Annotated in this window: 22 protein-coding genes; 5 read left to right on the forward strand and 17 right to left on the reverse strand. The window is 65.5% G+C overall.

The window, feature by feature from the left end; all coding sequences use genetic code 11:
- Positions 1–24: 24 nt before the first annotated feature.
- Positions 25–669 (forward strand): hypothetical protein, encoded by a 645-nt coding sequence (locus C4K40_RS01700; RefSeq protein ID WP_053132604.1) that lies wholly within the window; start codon positions 25–27, stop codon positions 667–669.
- 49 nt (positions 670–718) lie between these two features.
- On the opposite strand, the gene C4K40_RS01705 is transcribed toward C4K40_RS01700, so the two are convergent.
- From C4K40_RS01705 to C4K40_RS01745, 9 genes are all read right to left on the reverse strand, one after another.
- Complete coding sequence (locus C4K40_RS01705) at positions 719–940, reverse strand: formate dehydrogenase subunit delta (protein WP_053132601.1); 222 nt, start codon at positions 938–940, stop codon at positions 719–721.
- The gene (gene fdhF / locus C4K40_RS01710; protein ID WP_053132598.1) at positions 937–3,834 is read right to left on the reverse strand and encodes a formate dehydrogenase subunit alpha; all 2,898 of its coding nucleotides are present in this window, start codon (positions 3,832–3,834) and stop codon (positions 937–939) included. Before fdhF ends, C4K40_RS01705 begins: the two co-directional genes overlap by 4 nt.
- Positions 3,831–5,387: an NADH-quinone oxidoreductase subunit NuoF gene (locus tag C4K40_RS01715; RefSeq protein ID WP_053132595.1), complete on the reverse strand. Its 1,557-nt coding sequence runs from the start codon at positions 5,385–5,387 to the stop codon at positions 3,831–3,833. Before C4K40_RS01715 ends, fdhF begins: the two co-directional genes overlap by 4 nt.
- Entirely contained in the window at positions 5,387–5,863 is a 477-nt protein-coding gene (locus C4K40_RS01720; protein ID WP_022639215.1) for a formate dehydrogenase subunit gamma, read from the reverse strand. Before C4K40_RS01720 ends, C4K40_RS01715 begins: the two co-directional genes overlap by 1 nt.
- Positions 5,864–6,376: 513 nt before the next feature.
- Positions 6,377–7,192: an ABC transporter permease gene (locus C4K40_RS01725; RefSeq protein WP_022639216.1), complete on the reverse strand. Its 816-nt coding sequence runs from the start codon at positions 7,190–7,192 to the stop codon at positions 6,377–6,379.
- Positions 7,193–7,199: 7 nt separating this feature from the next.
- Positions 7,200–8,036, reverse strand: coding sequence for an ABC transporter permease (locus C4K40_RS01730; protein ID WP_022639217.1), 837 nt, complete (start codon positions 8,034–8,036; stop codon positions 7,200–7,202).
- A 10-nt stretch (positions 8,037–8,046) separates the two neighbouring features.
- Positions 8,047–9,159 carry an ABC transporter substrate-binding protein gene (locus C4K40_RS01735; RefSeq protein ID WP_053132592.1) on the reverse strand — a complete coding sequence of 371 codons (1,113 nt, stop codon included), beginning with the start codon at positions 9,157–9,159 and terminating at the stop codon, positions 8,047–8,049.
- 207 nt (positions 9,160–9,366) lie between these two features.
- Positions 9,367–10,458: an ABC transporter ATP-binding protein gene (locus tag C4K40_RS01740; RefSeq protein WP_022639219.1), complete on the reverse strand. Its 1,092-nt coding sequence runs from the start codon at positions 10,456–10,458 to the stop codon at positions 9,367–9,369.
- 171 nt (positions 10,459–10,629) lie between these two features.
- Entirely contained in the window at positions 10,630–11,547 is a 918-nt protein-coding gene (locus tag C4K40_RS01745; protein ID WP_022639220.1) for a LysR substrate-binding domain-containing protein, read from the reverse strand.
- Between the two features lie 302 nt (positions 11,548–11,849).
- Between C4K40_RS01745 and C4K40_RS01750 the strand changes: the two genes are divergently transcribed.
- Positions 11,850–13,433, forward strand: coding sequence for a peptidase M20 (locus C4K40_RS01750; RefSeq protein WP_053132589.1), 1,584 nt, complete (start codon positions 11,850–11,852; stop codon positions 13,431–13,433).
- Between the two features lie 259 nt (positions 13,434–13,692).
- Here the strand turns inward: C4K40_RS01750 and C4K40_RS01755 are convergent, their stop codons facing one another.
- The 5 genes from C4K40_RS01755 to C4K40_RS01775 form a co-directional block, all read right to left on the reverse strand.
- The gene (locus C4K40_RS01755; RefSeq protein WP_053132586.1) at positions 13,693–14,901 is read right to left on the reverse strand and encodes a methyltransferase; all 1,209 of its coding nucleotides are present in this window, start codon (positions 14,899–14,901) and stop codon (positions 13,693–13,695) included.
- Positions 14,902–14,947: 46 nt separating this feature from the next.
- On the reverse strand, positions 14,948–15,637 hold the full coding sequence (locus C4K40_RS01760; protein WP_022639223.1) for an ABC transporter permease: 690 nt from the start codon (positions 15,635–15,637) through the stop codon (positions 14,948–14,950).
- Positions 15,634–16,329, reverse strand: coding sequence for an ABC transporter permease (locus C4K40_RS01765; protein ID WP_022639224.1), 696 nt, complete (start codon positions 16,327–16,329; stop codon positions 15,634–15,636). Before C4K40_RS01765 ends, C4K40_RS01760 begins: the two co-directional genes overlap by 4 nt.
- A gap of 73 nt (positions 16,330–16,402) precedes the next feature.
- A complete protein-coding gene (locus C4K40_RS01770) occupies positions 16,403–17,164 on the reverse strand; it encodes an ABC transporter substrate-binding protein (protein WP_022639225.1) in 762 nt (253 codons plus the stop codon).
- 13 nt (positions 17,165–17,177) lie between these two features.
- The gene (locus C4K40_RS01775) at positions 17,178–17,951 is read right to left on the reverse strand and encodes an ABC transporter ATP-binding protein (RefSeq protein ID WP_022639226.1); all 774 of its coding nucleotides are present in this window, start codon (positions 17,949–17,951) and stop codon (positions 17,178–17,180) included.
- 1,016 nt (positions 17,952–18,967) lie between these two features.
- On the opposite strand from C4K40_RS01775, the gene C4K40_RS01780 reads away from it, so the two are divergent.
- The gene (locus C4K40_RS01780; RefSeq protein WP_022639227.1) at positions 18,968–19,288 is read left to right on the forward strand and encodes a hypothetical protein; all 321 of its coding nucleotides are present in this window, start codon (positions 18,968–18,970) and stop codon (positions 19,286–19,288) included.
- 74 nt (positions 19,289–19,362) lie between these two features.
- On the opposite strand, the gene C4K40_RS01785 is transcribed toward C4K40_RS01780, so the two are convergent.
- The 3 genes from C4K40_RS01785 to C4K40_RS01795 form a co-directional block, all read right to left on the reverse strand.
- Entirely contained in the window at positions 19,363–19,773 is a 411-nt protein-coding gene (locus C4K40_RS01785; protein WP_053132583.1) for a hypothetical protein, read from the reverse strand.
- Between the two features lie 134 nt (positions 19,774–19,907).
- On the reverse strand, positions 19,908–20,882 hold the full coding sequence (locus C4K40_RS01790; protein ID WP_053132582.1) for an alpha/beta fold hydrolase: 975 nt from the start codon (positions 20,880–20,882) through the stop codon (positions 19,908–19,910).
- Positions 20,883–20,920: 38 nt separating this feature from the next.
- Positions 20,921–21,253, reverse strand: coding sequence for a hypothetical protein (locus tag C4K40_RS01795; RefSeq protein WP_053132580.1), 333 nt, complete (start codon positions 21,251–21,253; stop codon positions 20,921–20,923).
- 124 nt (positions 21,254–21,377) lie between these two features.
- Between C4K40_RS01795 and C4K40_RS01800 the strand changes: the two genes are divergently transcribed.
- Complete coding sequence (locus C4K40_RS01800) at positions 21,378–21,968, forward strand: hypothetical protein (protein WP_152899024.1); 591 nt, start codon at positions 21,378–21,380, stop codon at positions 21,966–21,968.
- A gap of 231 nt (positions 21,969–22,199) precedes the next feature.
- Positions 22,200–22,652 (forward strand): hypothetical protein, encoded by a 453-nt coding sequence (locus tag C4K40_RS01805; RefSeq protein ID WP_053132953.1) that lies wholly within the window; start codon positions 22,200–22,202, stop codon positions 22,650–22,652.
- The last annotated feature ends 60 nt before the right edge of the window (positions 22,653–22,712 follow it).

Here is a 22,712-nt window from a genome sequence, read left to right on the forward strand (position 1 = left end):
AATCAGTCAAAGGAAGCAGTAGCGATGAATGTCAGAAGTCTGGCCCTGGTGGCGTTGTTGGGCTCGCTTGGTGCGTGCAGCGTCAAGCCGGTGGAGCCCTATTCGGAGCCGCCCCTGGGCGCATCGGTGGCGCAGTTGCGGGTGATCACCAACGGTGAAGTGCGTGGAGGGACCTATGTCGGCTGCATCGGCGACAACCAGCGCCTGGCCAAGGCCGGGCGCTTTGGCAGCGAGCACCGGGCGAACGTCAATTACCCGCAGTACCCCGAGGTTCCACGGCAGATCGACATGCTGCCGCGATTCGCCCCGAAGCTGCCGGACTACCCCGGAGCCATTCGCCGCGGTGAAGGCGAATACTCCGAGATCGCCACCGAATACCGCGTACCCGCCGGACGCCCGTTCCTGCTGGAGGGCGGCGGGGTGGCGGCCGGGGGAACCGGCAATGCCTACCGCACCTGCCCGCAGGTACAGAAGGTGGTGGTGTTCGAACCGGGCAAGAGCTACGAGGCCTATGCCGGCCTGAACTACATTCCGGTGGCCGGCGGCGAGGTGGAGGCGCTGTGCGTATTCACCGTGTACCAGCTGCTGCCCCTGAGCAAGCCGGGGGCCAGCATGCCTTTGGCGTTGCAGACCAGCGCGCCGGCGCAGCAGCGCTGTTCCGGCCGGTGAGGGGATGACGCCTGGGCCTGCGGTGATGGCAGGCCCGGGCGCGTCTGGGCTAGGTGGCCTTGCCGGGGGCGTCGATGGCTTGGCACACCAAGGGATGCAGCTCGCTTTGCCGTTGCTGCTGGTGCCAGGCCAATAGCTCCTGGCGCATGGCTGGGGTCCAGAACAGCTGCATGTGGTTGCGCACGCTGCTTACCGCCTGGGCCTGGTCCGGCTCGTTGGCGAAGTACGAAGCGATCTGGTTGGCCATCTTGACCAGGTTGGCGGTGCTCATCGGCGCACCTCCGCCTTGTGGCCCCGGGACCGGTCGCGGGCTTGCAGCAAGCGCTGCTGCTCGTCACTGAAGGCCTGGTAGCGCTTCTGCCACTCGGACGGATGGTAGACCCGGCTGACCTCCACCGCCGTGACCTTGTACTCCGGACAGTTGGTGGCCCAGTCGGAGTTGTCGGTGGTGATCACGTTGGCGCCCGACTCGGGGAAGTGGAAGGTGGTGTAGACCACCCCCGGCGCTACCCGCTCGGTCACTCGGGCGCGTAGCACGGTCTGCCCGGCGCGGCTGCCGATGCCGACCCAGTCGCCTTCGCTGATGCCCCGGCTCTCGGCATCGGTGGGGTGGATCTCCAGGCGGTCCTCGGCGTGCCAGGCGACGTTGTCGGTGCGCCGGGTCTGGGCGCCGACGTTGTACTGGCTGAGGATGCGCCCGGTGGTCAGCAGCAGCGGATAGCGGCTGTTGACCTTCTCGTCGGTGGGCACGTAGCCGGTGAGCATGAAGCGCCCCTTGCCACGCACGAATTCATCGATGTGCATGGTCGGCGTACCGTCCGGGGCCAGGGCGTTGCACGGCCATTGCAGGCTGCCGTGACGGTCCAGGCTGGCATAGCTGACGCCGGTGAAGGTCGGGGTCAGGCGGGCGATCTCGTCCATGATCTGCGACGGATGCTCGTAGTGCATCGGATACCCCAGGGCCGCCGCCAGGGCCAGGGTGCCTTCCCAGTCGGCCTTGCCGCCCAGCGGCTCCATGACCTTGCGCACCCGCGAGATGCGGCGCTCGGCGTTGGTGAAGGTGCCGTCCTTTTCCAGGAACGAGGCCCCGGGCAGGAACACATGGGCGAACTTGGCGGTTTCGTTGAGGAAGATGTCCTGCACCACCACGCATTCCATGGCCGACAGGGCGGCGGTCACGTGCTGGGTGTTGGGGTCGCTCTGGGCGATGTCCTCGCCCTGGCAGTACAGGCCCTTGAAGCTGCCGCCCAGGGCCGCCTCGAACATGTTGGGAATACGCAGCCCCGGATCGGGTTGCAGGCTGACGTTCCACGCCTGCTCGAACTCCTGGCGCACGGCCTGGTTGGAGATGTGCCGGTAGCCCGGCAGCTCGTGGGGGAAGGAGCCCATGTCGCAGGAACCCTGGACGTTGTTCTGGCCCCGCAGCGGGTTGACCCCGACCCCTTCGCGGCCGATGTTGCCGGTGGCCATGGCCAGGTTGGCGATGCCCATCACCGAGGTGCTGCCCTGGCTGTGCTCGGTGACGCCCAGGCCGTAGTAGATCGCCGCGTTGCCGCCAGTGGCGTAGATCCGGGCGGCGGCACGGATGTCGGCTGCCGGGACCCCGCAGATGGCGCCCAGTACCTCCGGCGAGTTGTCCGCACGGCTGACGAAGGCGCTCCACAGGGCGAAGGCCTCGGGCTCGCAGCGGGCCTCGACGAACGCCTGGTCCACCAGGCCCTCGGTGACGATCACGTGGGCCAGGGCGTTGAGCATGGCCACGTTGGTTCCCGGGCGCAGGGCCAGGTGCAGCTCGGCGCGGGCGTGGACCGAGTCCACCAGGTCGATGCGCCGAGGATCGATGACGATCAGCCGCGCCCCTTCACGCAGGCGGCGCTTGAGCTGGGAGCCGAACACCGGATGAGCGTCGCTGGGGTTGGCGCCCATCACCAGGATCACGTCGGCCTGCATCACCGAATCGAAGCTCTGGGTCCCGGCGGATTCTCCCAGGGTCTGCTTGAGGCCGTAGCCGGTGGGCGAATGGCAGACCCGGGCGCAGGTGTCGACGTTGTTGTTGCCGAAGGCCGCCCGCACCAGTTTCTGCACCAGGTAGGTTTCCTCGTTGGTGCAGCGGCTGGACGTGATGCCGCCGATGGAGTCGCGACCGTACTTGAGCTGGATGCGCCGCAGCTCGCTGGCGGCGTATTGCACGGCCTCGTCCCAGCTGACCTCCTGCCACGGGTCGCTGATGTGCTTGCGGATCATCGGCTTGGTGATGCGGTCCGGGTGGGTGGCGTAGCCCCAGGCGAAGCGGCCCTTGACGCAGGAGTGGCCATGGTTGGCCTGGCCGTTCTTGTCCGGGACCATGCGCACCAGCTGCTCGCCCTTCATCTCGGCGCGGAACGAACAGCCCACGCCGCAGTAGGCGCAGGTGGTGATCACTGCCCGGTCCGGCTGGCCCATTTCCACCACGCTTTTCTCCATCAGGGTCGCGGTGGGGCAGGCCTGTACGCAGGCGCCGCAGGATACGCATTCGGAGTCCAGGAAGTTGTCGCCGCCGGCCGCCGCGACCCGGGATTCGAAGCCCCGGCCGCTGATGGTCAGGGCGAAAGTGCCCTGGGTTTCCTCGCAGGCGCGCACGCAGCGGTTGCAGACGATGCACTTGCTCGGGTCGTAGTCGAAGTAGGGGTTGGAGCTGTCCTTCTGGTCGCTCAAGTGGTTGGCGCCGTCATAGCCATAGCGCACTTCGCGCAGGCCCACCTGGCCGGCCACGGTCTGCAGCTCGCAGTTGCCGTTGGCCGAGCAGGTCAGGCAGTCCAGCGGGTGGTCGGAGATGTACAGCTCCATCACATTGCGGCGCAGGCTCGAGAGTTTCGGCGTCTGGGTATGCACCACCATGCCCTCGCTGACCGGGGTGGTGCAGGAGGCCGGGTAGCCGCGCATGCCGTCGATTTCCACCAGGCACATGCGGCAGGAACCGAAGGCCTCCAGGCTGTCGGTGGCGCATAGCTTGGGAATGCTGGTGCCCAGCAGCGCGGCGGCGCGCATCACCGAGGTGCCCTGGGGCACGCTGATGCTGCGGCCGTCGATGCTCAGGCTGACCTGTACCTGGCTGTCGCGGGCCGGGGTACCCAGGTCCACGGCGTTGAGGTCGATGTCCTTGGCGGGGTCGAAGAGCGTGATCATTGGTCGGCCTCCGTGGTGTGCAGACCGAAGTCGGCAGGGAAGTGCTTGAGGGCGCTGGCCACCGGGTAGGACGTCATGCCGCCCAGGGCGCACAGCGAGCCGTATTGCAGGGTGTCGCACAGGTCCTTGAGGATCAGCGCCTGGTGCTGGCGCTCCTCGGGGCCGGGAGCCGCCAGCAGGCGGTCGATGACTTCCACGCCACGGGTCGAGCCGATACGGCACGGGGTGCACTTGCCGCAGGATTCCTCGGCGCAGAACTGCATGGCGAAGCGCGCCATGTGGGCCAGGTCGAGGCTGTCGTCGGCCACCACCACGCCGCCGTGGCCGAGCATCGCGCCCATGGCGGCGAAGGCCTCGTAGTCCAGCGGTGTGTCGAACTGCGTGGGCGGGACCCAGGCGCCGAGGGGGCCGCCGATCTGGGCCGCCTTCAGTGGCCGGCCGCTGGCGGTGCCGCCCCCGTAGTCATGCAGCAGCTCGCCCAGGGTCAGGCCGAAGGCCCGTTCCACCAGGCCGCCATGGCGGACATTGCCCGCCAGCTGGAAGGGCATGGTGCCCAGGGAGCGGCCCATGCCGTAGTCGCGATAGAACGGTGCGCCCTTGGCCAGGATCAGCGGCACCGAGGCCAGGGTCAGCACGTTGTGCACCAGGGTCGGCTGGCCGAACAGGCCTTGCAGGGCCGGGATCGGCGGCTTGGCGCGAACGATCCCGCGCTTGCCTTCCAGGGAGTCGAGCAGCGCGGTTTCCTCGCCGCAGATGTAGGCCCCGGCGCCGACCCGCACTTCCAGGTCGAAGGGCTGGCCGCTCCCGCCGGCATCGGCCCCCAGGTAGCCGGCGTCCCGGGCCAGGTCCAGGGCCGCGCGCAGGGTGGCCACTGCCTGGGGATATTCCGAGCGCACGTAGATGTAGCCCTGGCTGGCACCGACGGCGATGCCGGCGATGGCCATGCCCTCGATCAGCAGGAAGGGGTCGCCCTCCATCAGCATGCGGTCGGCGAAGGTCCCGGAGTCGCCCTCGTCGGCGTTGCACACCACGTACTTCTGCTGCGGCGGGGTCTCGCGCACCGTGCGCCACTTGATCCCCGCGGGGAAGGCCGCGCCGCCTCGGCCACGCAGGCCGGAGTCGAGCACCGCGGCTACGGTCTGCTCGCCGCCCAGGGCGATGGCGCGCTCCAGGCCGACGAAACCGCCGTGGGCCCGATAGTCCTCCAGGGACAACGGCCGGGTGATGCCGGCGCGGGCGAACAGCAGGCGCTGCTGGCTCTTGAGGTAGGGAATCTGCTCCACCAGGCCCAGGGCCAAGGGGTGGCTGGTGGGATCGGCTTGCAGGGCGTCCAGCAGCGCCGGCACGTCGGCCACGCTCAGCGGACCGAAGCCCAGGCGGCCCTCGGGGGTATCGACTTCCAGCAGCGGTTCCAGCCAGTACAGGCCACGGGAGCTGGTGCGTTGCAGTTGCAGCGGCAGTTGGCGCTGGCCGGCCCGGGCCAGCAGGGCATCGGCCACCTGGTCGGCGCCCACGGCGCGGGCCAGGGAGTCACAGGACAGGTAGAGGTTCATCACGCGTCCTCCCGGCAGCTGTCGAGCAGTGCATCCAGGCGTTCGGCGCTGAGCCGGGCATGCAGCTGGCCGTCCAGCTCCAGGGCCGGCGAGCAGGCGCAGGCCCCCAGGCAGTACACCGGCCGCAGGCTGATGCGGCCATCGGCGCTGCTGCCATGGTCGTCCAGTTGCAGGCGCTCGCGCAGTTGCGCCGCCAGTTGCTCGGCGCCCCGGCTCTGGCAGGATTCGGCGCGGCACAGGCGCAGGATGTGCCGCGCGGGCGGCGCAGTGCGAAAGTCGTGGTAGAAGCTGATCACGCCGCGCACTTCGGCCTGGCTCTGGTTGAGCCCATGGGCGATGGCGGGGATGGCCACGTCGGGGATGTAGCCCAGCTCTTCCTGGATCTGGTGGAGCAGCGGCAGCAGCGCCCCGGGAACATCCTTGTAGCGCTCCAGCAGGGTATGGATCACAGGCAGGTGCAGCGATTCATCAGGCATACAGCATTCCTCACGGTCACGGACATACCTGGTGGTTGTCGGTTGTCCGAAAGTCCCGGCTGCGGCCCTGGTTGCCACGTCACGGTAGCGCGGCGATCCGGCCGGTAGCCATGCACCCTGAATGGGTATCTTGTCGTACCCGGTGCGGTCGTCGCCGCACCTGTTCAGGGCATAAAGGGCAGCTTGACACGCTGCCTCTGATTGCTCCGCACGAAAGCGACTTGCTCAGTTCCGAAAGCGACTATCCATTGAGTCTAGAAGAGACGGCGCAAGCCCGTGGGACGAGCCGCGCACTATGGAACCAAACCCATGGGTCCAGAAGTGACTTCGGTCAGTTCCTGGCCGAATAATCCGGGTGATCGGAGGCGGTTGTGGCGAGGGAGCTTGCTTCCGCTCGGGCGCGCAGCGGCCGTAGAACCTGGGTCCGCGGCGCGTCGTTGGGAACCGGGACTCAGGTATTGGGCCGGCGCTGCCAGCCAGCGCGAGCAAGCGCCCCCGCCACCAGAAGGTGGGTCAGGAACGGGCGCGGCGCTGGGCGTAGTACTGCAGCACCAGGCGGCCGACGAGCACCAGCAGGGTCAGGCTGATCAGCAGCACGGAAATGGCCGCCACGCTGGGGTCGACGTTGTCCCGCAAGCCGCTCCAGATCCGCCGGGGCAGGGTGTTGACGTCGACGCTGGTGATGAACAGGGTCACTGCCACCTCTTCCCAGGACAGGGCGAAGCTCAGCAGCGCGGTGGAGAAGATCCCCAGCTTCAGGTTCGGCAGGATCACCAGGAAGGTGGTCTGCATCAGGCTGGCCCCCAGGTTGCGCGAGGCCAGCTCGATGCGCCGGTCCACCTGGCTCAGCGCCACCAGCATGGTCACCACGCCGTAGGGCACCACCATCACCACGTGGGCGATCACCACCCCGGGCAGGCTGTCGTAGCCCCAGCCCGGAGCGATGCTGCCCAGCTTGGTTTCCATGAAGTACAGGACCAGGGCCGAGATCACCGGCGGGATCGCCATGGGCAGCAGCACCAGGCCGATTAGCAGGGTCGCCAGGCGCGAGCGCAGGTACCAGATGCCCAGGCTGAAGCTCACCGCCAGCAAGGTGGCGATCAGGCTGGTGGCCGTGGCGATGACCAGGCTCTGGCCGATGCTCGACAGCCAGTCGGGATTGCTCAGCAAGGCTTCGTAGTGGCGCAGCGACCAGTTGCCCTCGGGCATCGACAGGTAGCGCTTGGCGGTGAAGGACACCGGGATCACCGTCAGCAACGGGAACAGCATGAAGGCCATGGCGACCACGGCGATCAGCCGGGTGCTCAGGGCAGTGCGATGTGTATTCATAGTGACCTCAACCCACCAGTCGATTGACACGGGTGATGCGCATCAGCAGCCAGATCAGCGCGCTGACCAGGGCCAGCAGCACCAGGCTCAGGGCCGCGCCCAGCCCCCAGTTGCTGGTCTGGAACATCTGTAGGAATACGTACTCGGCGATCATCACGGTTTGCCCGCCACCCAGCAGCACCGGGGTGATGAAGAAGCCCAGGCAGAACACGAAGACCATGATGAAGGCCCCCAGCAGCCCCGGCAGGGTCTGCGGCAACAGCACTTGCCAGAACGTCCGCAAGGCCCCGGCGCCCAGCCCGCGCGAGGCCAAGAGGACCCGCTGGTCCAGCTGGCGCATGCTCGACAGCAGCGGGAACAGGGCATAGGGGATCATGAAGTGGAGCATGCCGATCACCACCCCCAGTTCGTTGCGGGTCAGTTGCAGTGGATGCTCGATCCAGCCCAGGGACAGCAGGCTGTCGTTGATCACGCCGTTGCTGCGCAGGGCGATCAGCCAGCCGAAGGCCCGCACCAGCACCGAGATCCAGAACGGGATGAACACGCAGATCTCCACCATGCGCTGCCAGAACGGCGGGCTGAAGACCCAGCAGTAGGCCAGCAGATAGCCGATGACCAGGGCCAGCAGGCTTACGGTGAGGCACAGGCGCAGGGTGCGCAGCAGCATGTCGTGGATCGCCGGGTCGCTGGCGATGCGCTGGTACTGCTCGATGCCGGGTTCGGGCAGGGTGAAGCTCCAGCTCACCACGCCGATGAAGGGCAGCAGGTAGAACAGCACCAGCAACAGCGGCAGCGGTACCAGCAGCAGGCTGCGTTCCAGGCGCGCGGTTTGGGTCGCACTCATGGTCGGCGCCTCACTTGGACAGGTGGGTCAGGTACTGCTCCAGGGTGCTGGAGTAGTGATCGGCGTACCACTGGGTATCCAGCAGGATCTGCTTCTTCATGTTGGCTTCGGACGCACAGCTGAGCTCCAGCTGCTCGGGGCTCATCAGTTTCTGGGTGGCAGGGTTGGATGGGCCGTTGCCGAGGATCTCGAACAGCTTGAGCTGGCCTTCCGGTTGCAGGGCATGCTGGATGAACTGCATGGCCGGGGCGGTACCCGCCGGGTTGTTGCTGAGCACGGCCCAGCTGCTGTTGGTGAGGAAGGCGTTGTCGTAGCCCCATTTGATCCGGCCCCCGCTGTCCTCGCGCAGCAAGGTGGCGCGGGTGTGCCAGAGCATGCCCATGGAGGCTTCGCCTTCGATCATCAGTTGCTGGCTTTCCGCGCCCGAGCCCCAGAACGACAGGACGTGGGGCTTGAGTTCGTCGATCTTGCGCAGGGCCCGTGGCACGTCCAGTGGATACAACTTGTCGACGCTTACGCCGTCGGCCAGTAGGGCGGCCTCGAGCATGCCGTTCATCCATTTGTAGAGGGTGCGCTTGCCGGGGAATTTCTCCACGTTCCAGAAATCCGCCCAGTCCCTGGGGCCGTTGTCGCCGTACTTCTCGCTGTCCCAGGCCAGCACATAGCTGAGCATGTAGCCGGCGATCCCGTAGTCATGGCTCATCCCCGGGGCTACCTGGTCGCGCTGCACCACGCTGTAGTCCAGGGGTTGCAGGATCTTCTCGCGGCCCAGGTTCAGGGCGCTGTAGCCTTCCATGTCCACCACGTCCCAGCTGGGCTGGCCGCTGGCCAGTTGCGAGCGTACCGCGCCTTCGGTGGGGCCGGCGCCGTCGATGCGCACCGGGATGCCGGTGCTCTTGGTGAAGCTGTCGGTCCAGGCCGCGCGAAAGGCGTTCAATGCATCGCCGCCCCAGTTGACCAGTACCAGGGGTTTGCCCGCCGACCAGCTGATCCCGCTGCGCAGGGCCAGGGGCACGGCGGCCAGCAGGCCCATGGCCTGGACGAAGGTGCGGCGGCTGATCTGTCCGCCACGGGCTTTTTCGATGAGGATTTCGATGCAATCGCGCTGGTGGTGCTGGCTCATGGGGGCAAGTCCTCGCAAGGCCGGTGCCCGAGGCGCCAGCCGTTGATTGTTGTTCTGTACGAAAATCGGGGTGGTGGTCCTCTGTAGGAGCAGCCGGTCGACGCTCGAGTGCTCGCGATGGTCGTGAACGTTACGGGGTCAACGCAGCGCTCTGCAGTCCATCGCGGGCAAGCCTCGCTCCTGCAATTGCCTGACTGATCGCGGGGCTCAGGCTTCCAGCAGGAAGCTGTGGCGTACCGGCCAGCTCAGCCACACCGGGGTGCCGCTGGGCAATCGGGCGCCGGGATGATCGCCGGGTACCGAGAGGTTCACCGGTGCCAGCTCCGGGGCGATGTTCAGCGCCAGGTGGGTGCTGGAGCCCTGGTACACCCGTTCGCCCAGGTGCGCCGGCAGCACGTTGTGCTCGCCTGCTTGCGGTCGTTCGGTGTGCAGCGTCATGTGCTCGGGGCGTACCGCCAGCAACTGTGGCTGGCTGCTCAGTTCCCCGGGAAGCGCGGCATGCAGGGCGACGTCGCCACAGCGGCCACTGGCGTGGCCGCCATTGCGGGCAATGTCGCGCAGCGGGAACAGGTTCATCTTGCCCAGGAACTCGGCGACGAAGCGGTTGCTGGGGCGGTCGTAGATGTCCTGGGGCGAGTCGATCTGCGCCAGGCGTCCCTGGTTGAAGATGGCGATGCGGGTCGACAGGGCCAGGGCTTCGCCCTGGTCGTGGGTGACGAACACGAAGCTGGTGCCCACCTGACGATGGATGCGCTGCAGCTCGGCTTGCAGTTGTTCGCGCAGGTTCTTGTCCAGGGCCGAGAGCGGCTCGTCGAGCAGCAGCATGTCCGGCTCGAACACCAGGGCCCGGGCGATGGCCACCCGCTGCTGCTGGCCACCGGAAAGCTCGGACGGTTTCTTGTGCAGGTGTGCACCCAGGCCCACCACTTCGAGGATGTGCTTGACCCGGCGCTGGCGCTCCTCGGCCTTGACCCCGCGGATGCGCAATGGGTAGGCGACGTTGTCGGCCACGCTCATGTGCGGGAACAGCGCGTAGCCCTGGAACACCATGCCGTAGTTGCGTTTTTCCGCCGGGCGCCGGCTGATGTCGACACCACGCTCCATGAGCTTGCCGGCGCTGGGGGATAGGAAGCCTGCGAGGATCATCAGCAGGGTGGTCTTGCCTGAGCCGGAGGGGCCCAGGAGGGTGAGGAATTCGCCTTGGCGAACGTCGAGGTCAATGCCGTCCAGGGCTGTGAAGTTGCCGTAATACTGGCTGATTCCCTGGGCGCTGAGCTGGGTCGAAGGACTGCTGGACACTACAGAGTTCTCCTGCGGAAACCGACCTGCGCTGTGGAGTTTTTATTGTTGGAACAGCAGGCGGTTGGCTCATTATTGGCAAAAGCAACGGCACATCAATGGAATAATTTTTGCCTCATTGGTGAGTGAAATTATCCATTGGCCAGGGGCCGTTGCCGCCTTCGCCCAGGTTCAAGGCTTGATCAGCAAGCTGTCGGTAATGCCTTGGGTGGTGTTTTGCAGCTGGTATTTCAGCCACGTCGAGAAGGCCCGCACCGCCGGCCGCTCGGCCTTGGCCGGATCGATCGCCAGGAAGTAGCCGCGCCGGGCGCTGATGGCGATATTGAACGGCCGCACCAGCAGTCCCCGGGCCAGGGCGTTGCCGCTGAGCAGGCTGTCGCCGATGGCCACGCCTTGGGCGGCGATGCACGCCGACTGCGCGCAGTGGGCGTCGGAGAAGGTGATGCCACTGTCCGCATCGACCTGGTCGACCCCGGCAGCGGCCAGCCAGGCGCGCCAGTCGCTGGTGTCGTTCATGTGGATCAGGGGCAGGCCGGCCAGGTCCTGTGGCGTTTTCAAGCCGCCGATGGCGTTGACCAGACGCGGGCTGCACACCGGCGAGAAATGCAGGGTGAAGATCGGCTCCACCAGCAGCCCGGGCCAGTCGCCGATGCCGTAGGTAATGAACAGGTCGGCCTCGGGATCGCTGGTATCGTCCCAGGAGCGCGGGTTGACCACATGCAGCCGTACCTCGGGGTATTGGCGCTGGAAACTGTTGATGTGGTTGCACAGCCAGAAGCTGGTGAACCCCGGGTTGCAACTGATGCGCAACTTGCCGGATACCGCCGGCCCATCGAACAGCCGGCCGGCGTCCTGGATATCGGCGAGGATGCGCCGTACCTCGCGGGCATAGCACTGGCCCTGGTGAGTCAGGCCGATGCCGCGCCCGACCCGTTCGGTCAGGGCGAACCCCAGGCTCTGTTCCAGGCTGATGATCTGGTGGCTGATGGCGCTGCGGGTCAGGCTCAACTGCTGGGCGGCGGCGGTCACGCTGCCCAGCCGGGCGACCGCATCGAGGGCGCGCAAGGCGCTGATCGTGGGAAAACGCATACAACCTCCGGGTCGGGGGAACGGGTTTTCGAATGCGTCCGGCCTGGTGCGTCCAGGAACTTGCAACGCAGCAGGTCGCGCCGAAGTATGGGTCGCGGCAGCGTGGAATTGGTTAGTTTTTTTGCCCATTGCTGGCGAAATAATTTGATTGATGTAGCCAGCGCTTCACCAATACTGGCCCTCGATCCGGGCTGAGCCAACCGGACCATTCCCATAACAACAACAGGTCCGGCCGGCCCGGGTGGATGCCGATGCGCCCAGTTCGTGACTGGCCGGGACCTGGATAACCAGGAGTGCCGAGGATGTCGCGCTACAAAGAATTCGCGCTGGATTGGGTCGAACGCCACCGCCAGCAATTGTCGGACTGGCACCAGCTGATCTGGCACTACGCCGAGCCGGCGTTTCGCGAGTACAAGTCCAGTGCCTGGTACGTGGAGTTGCTGGAGGCCGAAGGCTTCACCGTCGAGCGCGGCAGCGGCGGCATGCCCACCGCCTTCTGCGCCACCTTCACCCAAGGCCAGGGGCCGCTGCTGGCCACCTATGGCGAGTACGATGCGGTACCGGGCAACTGCCAGGCCGCCACCACCTGCAAGCAGCCCCGCGATGGCCTGTCGCGCTTCGCCCCGGGACATACCGATCCGCACTCGGCCCTGGGCATCAGTGCCCTGGGCGGGGCCCTGGCGGCCAAGGCGACCATGCAGGAATTCGGCTTGCAGGGCAGCATCCGCTTCTTCGGCGAGCCGGCGGAAAAACTCCGCGCCTCCAAGCCGGTACACGCGGCCAAGGGTTACTACGACGACCTGGATGCGGCCATCAGCTTCCACCCCACCTACATGCTGCCACTGAACAACACCACCACCTGGGATACCCACTGCGGCATCGCCTACGCCTACATCTACAGCTTCACCTGCGAAGACCCGGAGAACTGGATCGCCGCCGATCGCTACAGCCCGATCCCGCAGAACCACCTGGCGGCCCGGGCCCCGGGGGCCAACGATGCCCTGGTGCATTTCTACACCCTCAACGAAAGCCTGCGGCGCTCGACCCTGCCGTTCACCGGGCTGTGGAGCTACAACGAGGCGATCCTCACCGCCGGCCAAGCCACGGCCGACAACCTGCCGCCGCATTTGTCGCAGATCCAGTACCTGCTGCGCTGCGATTCCATCGAGCAGGCCGAGACCATTTCCCAGGTCATGGACAACAACGCCGCGGCGGCGGCCATGGCCACCGGTTGTCGCTGGAAGAAGACCTGGGTGTGCAAGTCTCGCGGTGGCCTGCCCAACCATGTCATGGCCCAGGCCACCTACGACAACCTGGCGGCGGTGGGCGCCCCGCAGTGGGACGAAGAAGCCCGGGAGATCGCCCGCCAGATCCAGCGCAATCTGGGCCTTGAGGCCATGGAACGGCCCTTCCTGCCGGCCACCGAGGCGCTGATCGAACCCCAGGAATGCGAGCGCCAGCTGCGCCTGCAAATGCCGGCCTGGCAGAAACACCTGACCTCCGACGACTACCCGGAATACACCTGGCACTGCCCGACCGTGCGCTTGCTGGTGGCCCGGCCGATGCTCAGCGCGCCACCGGGAGTGGTCTATCCGGATTGGGTCTCCAACGCCCTGGGCGGGATTCGCCAGACCATCGACCCGATGATCGAGGTGGCGGCCAAGACTATCGCCGCGACTCTGGTGGACTTGCTCACCGACGAGGCATTGCTGGCGGCGGCCAAGGCCGAGTTCGTCGAGCGCACGGGTGGCGGGATCGGTGGCAGTCACTGGCAGGCACCGCTGCTGCCCAAGGACTTCCAAGTGCCCCACGACTTCCGCTGGCCGGAATACATCAGCACGGCGCGGGGCGAGGAATGGTGGATTCCGGCGCGGGCCGACGAGTAGCCGCCGCAGCCTGGGCGAGGGGGCGTTATACCGCTTCGCTCAGGCGCTTATGCACAATGGATGGGTTTTTCGACCGGGCAGATGACGAATCTGTGGAGCCATTCTCATCTTTTTGCAACTGGCTGTTTTTTCGATGGTTTATTTTTGTGAATAAAAAATGACCAGTTGCGTGCGGGGGCTCCATACCCCGTTTTCACGGGACTTGCCAGGATTTGATCAACAGACTTATCCACAGGTCGCGACGGGCTGTCGCAGGGCTTCAGCGCTGGGCCAGGAGCAGCAGATTGCGCGGGGTCAGGTGCGCAGGGCAGAAGGTCCCCAGGCGTACCTGATAGCCCTGCTGTTGCAGAAACAATGCCCGGTCCAGCACCAGCCACAGTTCCAATGGCCGGCGGAACAGGCCGCGCAGCAGTTCCAGGTTGCGCACCTGGGCCAGGCGTTGCCAGCCGGCGGCTTCCAGTGCCGGCCAGTCTTGCACGCCGATTGTGGGTAACTTCTTGAGGGCCGCCAGGTCGCGGCAGTATTCGGTGAACGGCTTGTCCAGCCAGTGACTGGGCAGCGACGGCGTGGGCAGGTAGTCGTCGACGCCTCGCAACTGACGTTGCAGCAGGTCGAAGCCCAGGCGCCAGGCCATGGACTGGTCGCGCTGGCGCCGGACCCGGGCCCCGGCGGTCACGGTCTCGCTCATGGGCAGGCCCAGGTCGTCCAGGGACAGCTGCAGGACGGACGCCTGGCCGGCTGTGGATAAACCCTGGTACTGGCTGGCGCTGGTGCGGTTGTAGCAGCACGGGGCGATGGCCAGCTGGCGGCAGCCGGCCTGGCTGGCGAGCTGCATCAGGCGCACGTGCAAGTCGCCGCAGGCATGCAGCGCCACCGGGCTGTGTCCGGCAGCCAGCTGCGCGGCGACCGTATCGGCCAGTACATCCTGCTGCACATGGCTGGCGGCCAGGCCATGGTGGCGGCTCAGTTGTTCGCCGCTGGCCACCAGCGCCGGGTCGTATTCGAGGCAGGTCAGGCATTGCCCCGGTTGCAGCAGGCGCCGTCCCAGGTGGCCCTTGCCGGAACACCAGTCGAGCCAGTGGGCGGGAGCCTGGTCGAATTGCAGGCGGGCGGCGAAGGCTTCGATCTGCTGCCATTTGCGTCCGGGCACATCGACATTCAGCCGCGCTCGCATGGCCGGCAGGTCATTGGCGGGCAGTTCTGCCAGCTCGGCCAGGCTCCGCGACTGGGCCGCCAACTGGGCGAAGGGGGCGGGCGCGTCCAGTTGTTCCGGGTGATTGTGGGCGGTTTCGGCGTCTGCCAGGGAGCGCTGGCGCAGCCACTGGGCGAGTTCGGGGTAGCGGGCTTCCCAGGGCAGTTGCAGATGCTGGAACGGGCGTGGGCGCCAGAGCCCCTGGTGTTCCAGGAGAAAGGCATCCAAGGCCTGGAAGCGGTTCAGTAGTGCAGGGCCTTGGAGGATCGAAGACATGGGCGTGGTGTCCGGCTGGCCCGCTCCCTGGCGGGAGCGGGAGGGCTCAACGGCCCTGGCAGGCCTCGACCCGCAACCAGCGCTCCAGCAGCTTGAAGCCGCGCACCAGGATGTAGGCCATCAGCAGGTAGAACAGCCCCGCGGCGAAGAAGATCTCCACCGGCAGGTAGGTCCGGGCAATGATGGTCCGGGCCATGCCGGTCAGCTCCAGCAAGGTCACGGTGCTGGCCAGGGCGCTGGCCTTGAGCATCAGGATCACTTCGTTGCTATAGGCCGGCAGGCCGATGCGCGCGGCGCGCGGCAGGATGATGTAGAACAGCGCCTTGGGCTTGGACATGCCCAGGGCCCGCGCCGCTTCGATTTCACCGGGCGGCACGGCCTGGATCGCGCCCCGCAGGATCTCGGCGATATAGGCCGCGGTGTGCAGGGTCATGGTGGCGGTGGCGCACCAGAACGGATCGCGCAGGTAGGGCCACAGGGCGCTTTCACGCACGCTGTCGAACTGCGCCAGGCCGTAGTAGACCAGGAACAGCTGCACCAGCAGCGGAGTACCGCGGAAGAAGAAGATGTAGCAGTAGGGCAGCAGGCGCACGTACCACAGGCGGGACGAGCGGGCGATGCCCAGGGGGATGGCCAGCAGCAAGCCGGCGATGACGGCGATGGCTACCAGTTCCAGGGTCAGGGTGGCGCCCTGGGCCAGTTTCGGCAGCCATTTGATGATCACTTCCCAGTTCATTGCGTGCTCCTCGCAAAGCCGCGAGCGGCGCGTTTTTCCAGGAAGTGCATGGCGGTCATGGCAATGATGGTCAGGCCCAGGTACATGAAGGCCGCGACCATGAAGAAGGTGAAGGGCTGCTTGGTGACGGTCACGCCAATCTGCGCGTGACGCATGATCTCTTCCAGGCCGATCACCGAGACCAGCGCGGTGTCCTTCATCAGGATCATGAACAGGTTGCCCAGGCCCGGCAGGGCGATGCGCCACATCTGCGGCATGATCAGCCGGGTGAAGATGCGCCGCTTGGACAGGCCCAGGGCCATGCCGGCTTCACGATGGCCCTTGGGAATCGCCAGCAGCGCTCCTCGGAACACTTCGGTGGCATAGGCGCCGAAGCACAGGCCAAGGGCGATGACCCCGGCGGCGAAGGCGTTGAGTTCGAGTTCGGGGTAACCGAGGAACTCGCCCAGGGCACGCATCCCGTTCACCGTGCCGAAATAGATCAGCAGGACCCAGAGCAATTCCGGAACGCCGCGCACCACGGTCGAATAGGCACCGCCCAGCCATTGCAGGGGCTTGTAGGGCGAAGTCTTGGCCAGTGCGCCGGCCAGGCCGAGCACCAGCCCCAGGCATAGGGCGGCCAGGGCCAGTTTGACGGTCATCAGCGCACCGGCGGCGAGCGCCGGGCCGAATCCGTATAGGTCGAAATTCATGGTCTAGTCATATCGCAAGGCGTTGCAGGAGAGCGGCGCACTCAACGGAGTGCGCCGGCCGGGCAATGCAGGATCATTCGATGCTGAAAGGGAAGTACTTGTCGTTGATCTTCTTGTAAGTACCGTCGGCCTTGATCTCGGCCAGGGCCTTGTTCAGGCGCTCACGCAGCGGATCGCCCTTGCGCACGGCGATGCCGATCTTGTCGCTTTCGACCACGGGCTCGCCCTTGAACTCGAAGTTCTGGCCGTCCTTGCTCTTGAGCCATTCGTACTGCACGTACTTGTCGGCCAGGATGCCGTCCAGGCGACCGGAGAGCAGGTCCAGGTAGGCGTTTTCCTGGGTGTCGTAGAGCTTGATGCTGACGCCGTAGTCGTCTTCCATGTTGCGGTCGTCCAGCCAGGTACCGGCCAGGGTCGCGCGCTGGGCACCGATCACCTTGCCCTTGAGGTAGGACTTCTCGACCTTGAAATCGACTTTCTTCGGTGCGATGAACTGCAGCTTGTTGGAGTAGTACGGATCGGTGAAATCCACTGCCTGCTTGCGCTCGTCGGTGATCGACAGCGAGGACACCAGGAAGTCGAACTTCTTGGCGTTCAGGGCCGGGATGATGCCGTCCCAGTCGGAGGTGACCACTTCGCACTTCTCGACCTTCAGCTTGGCGCACAGGGCGTCGCCGATGTCCTTGTCGAAACCGACGACCTGGCCACTGGCGTCCTTGTTGTTGAAGGGAGGGTAGGCTGCCTCGATGCCCATCTTCAGGGTCTCGGCGGCGGCGCTGGCGCTGAAGGCCAGGGTGACGGCAGCGGCCAGGAGGATTTTCTTATAGCTCTGCATGCGTTTAGCTCCGTTAGCGGTTGCTGGACATGAATTGTTTGCAGCGTGCCGAAAGCGGGTTCTCGAAGACCTGCTCGGGCGAACCTTGCTCTTCTACCAGACCCTGGTGCAGGAACACCACTTCGCTGGAGACCTGGCGGGCAAAACTCATTTCATGGGTGACCAGCAACATGGTGCGGCCTTCTTCGGCCAGGGCGCGGATCACGTTGAGGACTTCCTGGACCATTTCCGGGTCCAGGGCCGAGGTCGGCTCGTCGAACAGGATGACCTTGGGTTGCATCGCCAGGGTCCGGGCGATGGCGGCGCGTTGTTGCTGGCCGCCGGAGAGCTGGGCCGGGTAGGCGTGGCGCTTGTCGGCGATGCCGACCTTGGCCAGCAGGGCCTCGGCCACCTCGATGGCCTCGGCCTTGCTCTGGCCCAGCACGCGACGCGGTGCCTCGATGATGTTGTCGAGCACGCTCATGTGCGGCCAGAGATTGAAGTTCTGGAATACGAAACCGATTTCGCTGCGCAGGCGGTTGATCTGCTTGCTGTCGGCGGCAATCAGCTCGCCGTTCTTCGCGGCCTTGAGCTTGAGCTCTTCGCCGGCTACCAGGATCTGGCCCTGGTGCGGGTTTTCCAGCAGGTTGATGCAGCGTAGGAAAGTGGACTTGCCTGAACCGGAGGAACCCAGGATCGATATCACGTCACCGTCGCGAGCGGTCAGCGAGATACCCTTGAGTACCTCCTGGGAGCCGTAGCGTTTGTGCAAGTTGCGGATTTCAAGCGCGGGCGTGGCCTCAGCCATGTGCGGTCCTCATAGAGTTCAATGTGCTCCTGCTGTTGGGCTGCCTTCCTGGCGAGGCGCCAAGCTAGCATAGGGTTCGAATCGCAGCCAACAGCGCTGCCGGAGGTAAACGAGCGACGTGTGGCAGGTTGTCGCATCGGCACAGCTGACTGTCGCCCCATCAACAACCGAACGCCCGTTTGAACCCTGGATCCGGCGGGTGTCGCGTAAAAAAAGGCGCGATGGTGCCAGCTTTGGCCGGGTGTTGGAAGGGTTAACGGGCCAAAGGTCATGGATCTGTCGGTTAATTGGGTATCCCACGCTTTTTGACCGTGTTTTTGCCGGACGAGGTCGTCTGATGGCGGCGATGCCGAGCAATGACCTGGAAAAAAGCCATCGAGTTCAATGAGTTGCCGATCTTTATCAAAAAGGTTCGGCAATCCCGGGCCGCGGCTCTGTACTTGCCTTCATGGCCTGGGTGATCAAGGCGTGCTGCGAGACTGCCCTTTTGCGAGAACGAACCCGGGCCGGGTGGAGTTAGTCTTTTTTTGTTCCGGCAGGCCATGGGTGTCCAGCTTCTGATCCGGCGTGGGGCTGCCGGCGCCGCTGTGGCGGTATCCGGGGACATGTCGGTCGAGCTTGCGTGTGGGAGTGGGGCGGATCAATTGATCGCCTGGAATTCAAAAAGACCGTTGCCGACATAGACAGAGGGCGTTTTTATTGGATTTGTGACTTGTTACATGAGGTTTCGTGGACAGCATGCAGGCGAAATAGTAGCCTGCGCGCTCTTCGATAAGAGCTCTTGCGTGCCAGCGTGAGAGGAGCTATGGAATAGCGCTGTTGTACAAGGGATTGAACGCTTGTCGGAACCTGCGGGTCCGCCGCTTTCCCTTGAAACGCCTCGCCTTTCCAGCTCTTGACCGGTTTGCACTCGCCCTTGGCGTGGTCGATGGTCCCTGCCCGAAGAACCTAGCACTGGTTCCAATGGTGATCGCCCGGTCATTGGTTCCTCATAACGGGGCGGCAAGGAGACGCACATGGCGTTCACCAAAATCATCTTCAAAAACCCGAACACCGGGGCCATCAAGGAAGCGCCAGTCGGTTTCTCCTGGACCGTGTTCTTCTTCGGTTTCATCCCGGCTCTGTTCCGCGCCGACTGGAAATGGGCAGCCATCATGTTCCTGCTGTCCATGTTCACTTTCGGCCTGAGCAACCTGGTGTTCATGTTCATCTACAACAAGCTGTTCGTCCGTGACCTGATCGGCGCCGGCTTCAAGGCCCAGTCCATCGCCAGCGGCGACCTGAGCTTCGCCAGCTCGCGCATCGGCATGGAAATCCCGCGGCTGGAAGCGGCCTGAGTATCGGGCGGCTCTAGTAGCTGAAATGCAAAAGGGCGCATCCACAGGATGCGCCCTTTTTTCTTGCCGCTCGTTCAGCCTTCGGTGCTGAACAGGGCCTGGGAGGCGGCGAGGTAGTCGGCCTGGAAGGCCTCGGATTCGATCCAGGCCAGCGCCGTGGCTTCGTCGGCCTCGGTGGACCAGTTACGGTATTCGATGAGTGCCGCGAGGATGAAGTCGGTGGCGCCTTGTTCGCCCTCCTGCTCATACACCAGTTCCAGCAACGGGTCCGCCAGGAACGCCGCGCACATGGCCTGCTGGCTGGTTTTCTCGGCGTCGCGCATTTTCACGAACAGCTCGGTCAGGTCCACCGATTCGAAATCGATACGGCTGTCGTTGGGGTCCAGGTCCAGTTCCGAGGTCGGTGCAGTGCGCTTGACGCGGTTTTGCTTGGCCTTGGTTTTCGCCCGCTGGGCCCTTTTGTGTTGCTTGTTCGCAGATGCCATGGGCGTGTTACCTGGTTGCCTGAAGATGTATCGCATGGGCCGCCGTGCAGGGGCGGCCGGTGAGGCGGGCAAGGATGCCAGTAAATCGACGGTGGGGCACCTGCCTTCGGCCGGGAGGTGGTGTCGGTCGCGGCTCAGTTCCTGGGGATCAGGCGCCCCGGGCTGCGGCTATCCAGTTCGCCGTGGCGCAGCCAGCCGAGGATGATCGGCCACAGCCGGGTCTCGAAACGGCTGTGGAAGAACGCGAAGTGGCCGACGGCGGTCTCGCCGATGTCCTGCGGACGGATACGCAAATGGGTGCGCGGGCTGTTGTGGAAATAGCCCAGCAGGCGTTCGATGGCGGCCACGGTGCCGAACGGATCGTCGCTGAGGCTGATGGCCAGGATCGGTGCCGTGACATGGGCGAAAGGCTGGCCATTGCGCTCGGTGGCAATCTTGCGGCCACTGGGGCGCCCTTCGTAGCGCGGGTGCGGGGTGCTCCAGTCGCGGACCACCCCAGCCGGGGTGTCTTCCATCCACCCCAGGCGCTTGCCGGGGAAATAACCATAGAGGCGGGTCAGCAGGGGCATCGCCAGGTGCCATTTGCCCAGCATCCGCCAGCGTTCTGCCGGGGCGTAGTCACGCCAGTAGGCGAATTGCGCGCCCATGGTCGCCATGCGCCGGATCACCCCCGCCGAGTTGCCCAGGCCTGCCGCGCAACCGCCGAAGCTGTGGCCGACGACGTCGATCGGCTGGCCGGGGAATTCGCGCTGGGCGCGTTGCAGCATCGCCTCGAAATCCAGGGCGCCCCAATCCGACCAGGAGGCCTTGAAGCCCTTGAGGGATGCCGGCCGCGATTCGCCGATGCCACGGTAGTCGTAGGTCATGACATCCAAGCCGTGGGCGAACAGGTAGTCGGCGAAGCGAAAGTAGTAGCGGCAGCGCACCGAGGTGGCGGCGCTGATGATCACCACCGGGCGTTGTGGATCCGGCTGGGCATGGCGCCAGGCAAAGCCGCCGAGCATGACGCCGTCGGCCGCGGGCTCCTTGAAGCTTTCGCTGGGGCCACTGGCCGGTTCGACGGTGGCGTGGCGGGTGGCTGGCTGCTCGGGAGGGGATAACAGGGACATGGGAACGTGTTCCTGAATGGCTGAAGTGGGGCCCTGGCTCAGCGGCGGGGTCTATCGGCGACCATCAATGACCGTCCGATCCACAGGGCGGCAGCGGCCAGTGCGCCCAGGAGCAGGGTAGTGAGGCCCTGCCACAGCAGCTCGCCATAGAACTGGGTGGGCTGCAGCGCCATGCTGTAGACGTGCCTGGGGCCGGCGCGGTTGCCGGTGACGATCTGCCCGTCGACCAGCGCGCCGGCCAGGGTCCAGGCCAGCAGCCCGCTGAGCAACAGCAGCACGGTCCCGACCACCAGCAGCAGCAGCCAGGCGCCGCTACGGTTGTCGACGGGCTTGGGGTGGGGCAGGGGGATGCGGGTTCGTTTCTGGTTCACTGCGGGCCGTTCCTTTGCGAGGCGATGGTCACTTTACTCTGCGAGAGGCCCTTGGTGATAACACCGTGGCCTGTCATTGGCGGCGCAAAGGTATGCTGGCGCTCTTTTTTTGCAAGGATCGGGAATGACGATGATGCGGTGGTGCTCATGGAAGGGGCTGGTGCTGGCGGTGCTCATGGCCGCTGGCGGACAGGTGCGGGCGAACGAGCCGTCTTCGGTCTATCTGCGCTGCAACATGACGCCGGAAGACTATGCCAAGGCCATGGCGGCGACGCCGCGCCCGGCACTGGCCTATGGCGACTGGCAGCAATGGTTCAACAGCAAGCAGATGTACGGCCCGGGCCTGGTGGACGCCGAGTCGTTGCGCGATTCCGGGGCGCGCAGCCTGCAGGAAACGGTGGAGATCTGGATGGGCCCCGGTGCGTATTCACGTTATGACCCCAAGGCTGGTCGCTGGCAGCTCGCCTTGCTGGAGTTCACCGACAACTACGGCGAGATGATCCAGTTGCTGGCGCCCTTGCGCGGTGTCGCCGCCTTCTGCCAGCCCGACTCCGACAGCTTCCTGTTCATCTACTCCTACATCTGGGGCGATGGCGACAATGCCTACCTGGCCCTGGACCAGGGGCGTAGCCGGTTCGCCACCGGGCCGACCCCGGCGCAGCGGGCCGAGGCCGACGCCGCGCTCGAGGGGCTGATGGAGGCAGGCGCTGACTGAGGCGCCTTAGGCGCCTTCGCTCAAGCCCTGGTGCCGAATCGGTCTAAAACCGCCGGTATCGAGGCGTACACTGAAGCTTGGGAGCTTGAGGCGGGCCAGTTGTGCAGGGCTGCCGTGGCTTGGCCATTCGCGATGCAATAGGGGAGGCCCGGGCGCTACCGATCCTGGGGCTGGAGGCTTGATGGTGGCGCCCCATTGCAGGGGTTCGAAACGAACCCGGGAGTGGTCATCATGAAATGCTCTTCCAGCAGAGTCATGTCGGCGCTCGCCGTGCTGCTTGCGCTGGCATCACCCAGCGTACTGGGCGCCGTCGCCAGCAGCGAGCCGATTGATCCGGCCGGCGTCCAGTTGGTGCCGCAGCAGCAAAACGGAATCGCCTACCTCAGCGGCGGGATCGGCCTGGATGAGTCGCGGGCCATCCAGCAGGTAACGGGCTACAACCTGCACCTGACGTTTTCCGTCGGCCCGCAGAACCAGTACACCTCGGATGTGGACGTGGCGATCGAGAATGCCCAGGGGCATTCCCTGTTGAGCCTGGCCGGGGTGGGGCCGATCGTCTATGTGCAACTGCCCCCCGGCAAGTTCCAGGTCGTGACTACCCGCAAGGGCCTGGAGCGGCGTAGCACTATCGATGTCGCCGCTAGCGCCCGGCGCGATCTCAACGTCCATTGGGATAACTTTTGAGCGCAGCCCTGGGGGCTTGAACCTGACGTAGCGTGAGGATTTATCCTGTCTTCAACCATT

Source organism: Pseudomonas sp. CMR5c (assembly GCF_003850545.1).
In the GTDB taxonomy this organism is placed as follows: domain Bacteria; phylum Pseudomonadota; class Gammaproteobacteria; order Pseudomonadales; family Pseudomonadaceae; genus Aquipseudomonas; species Aquipseudomonas piscis.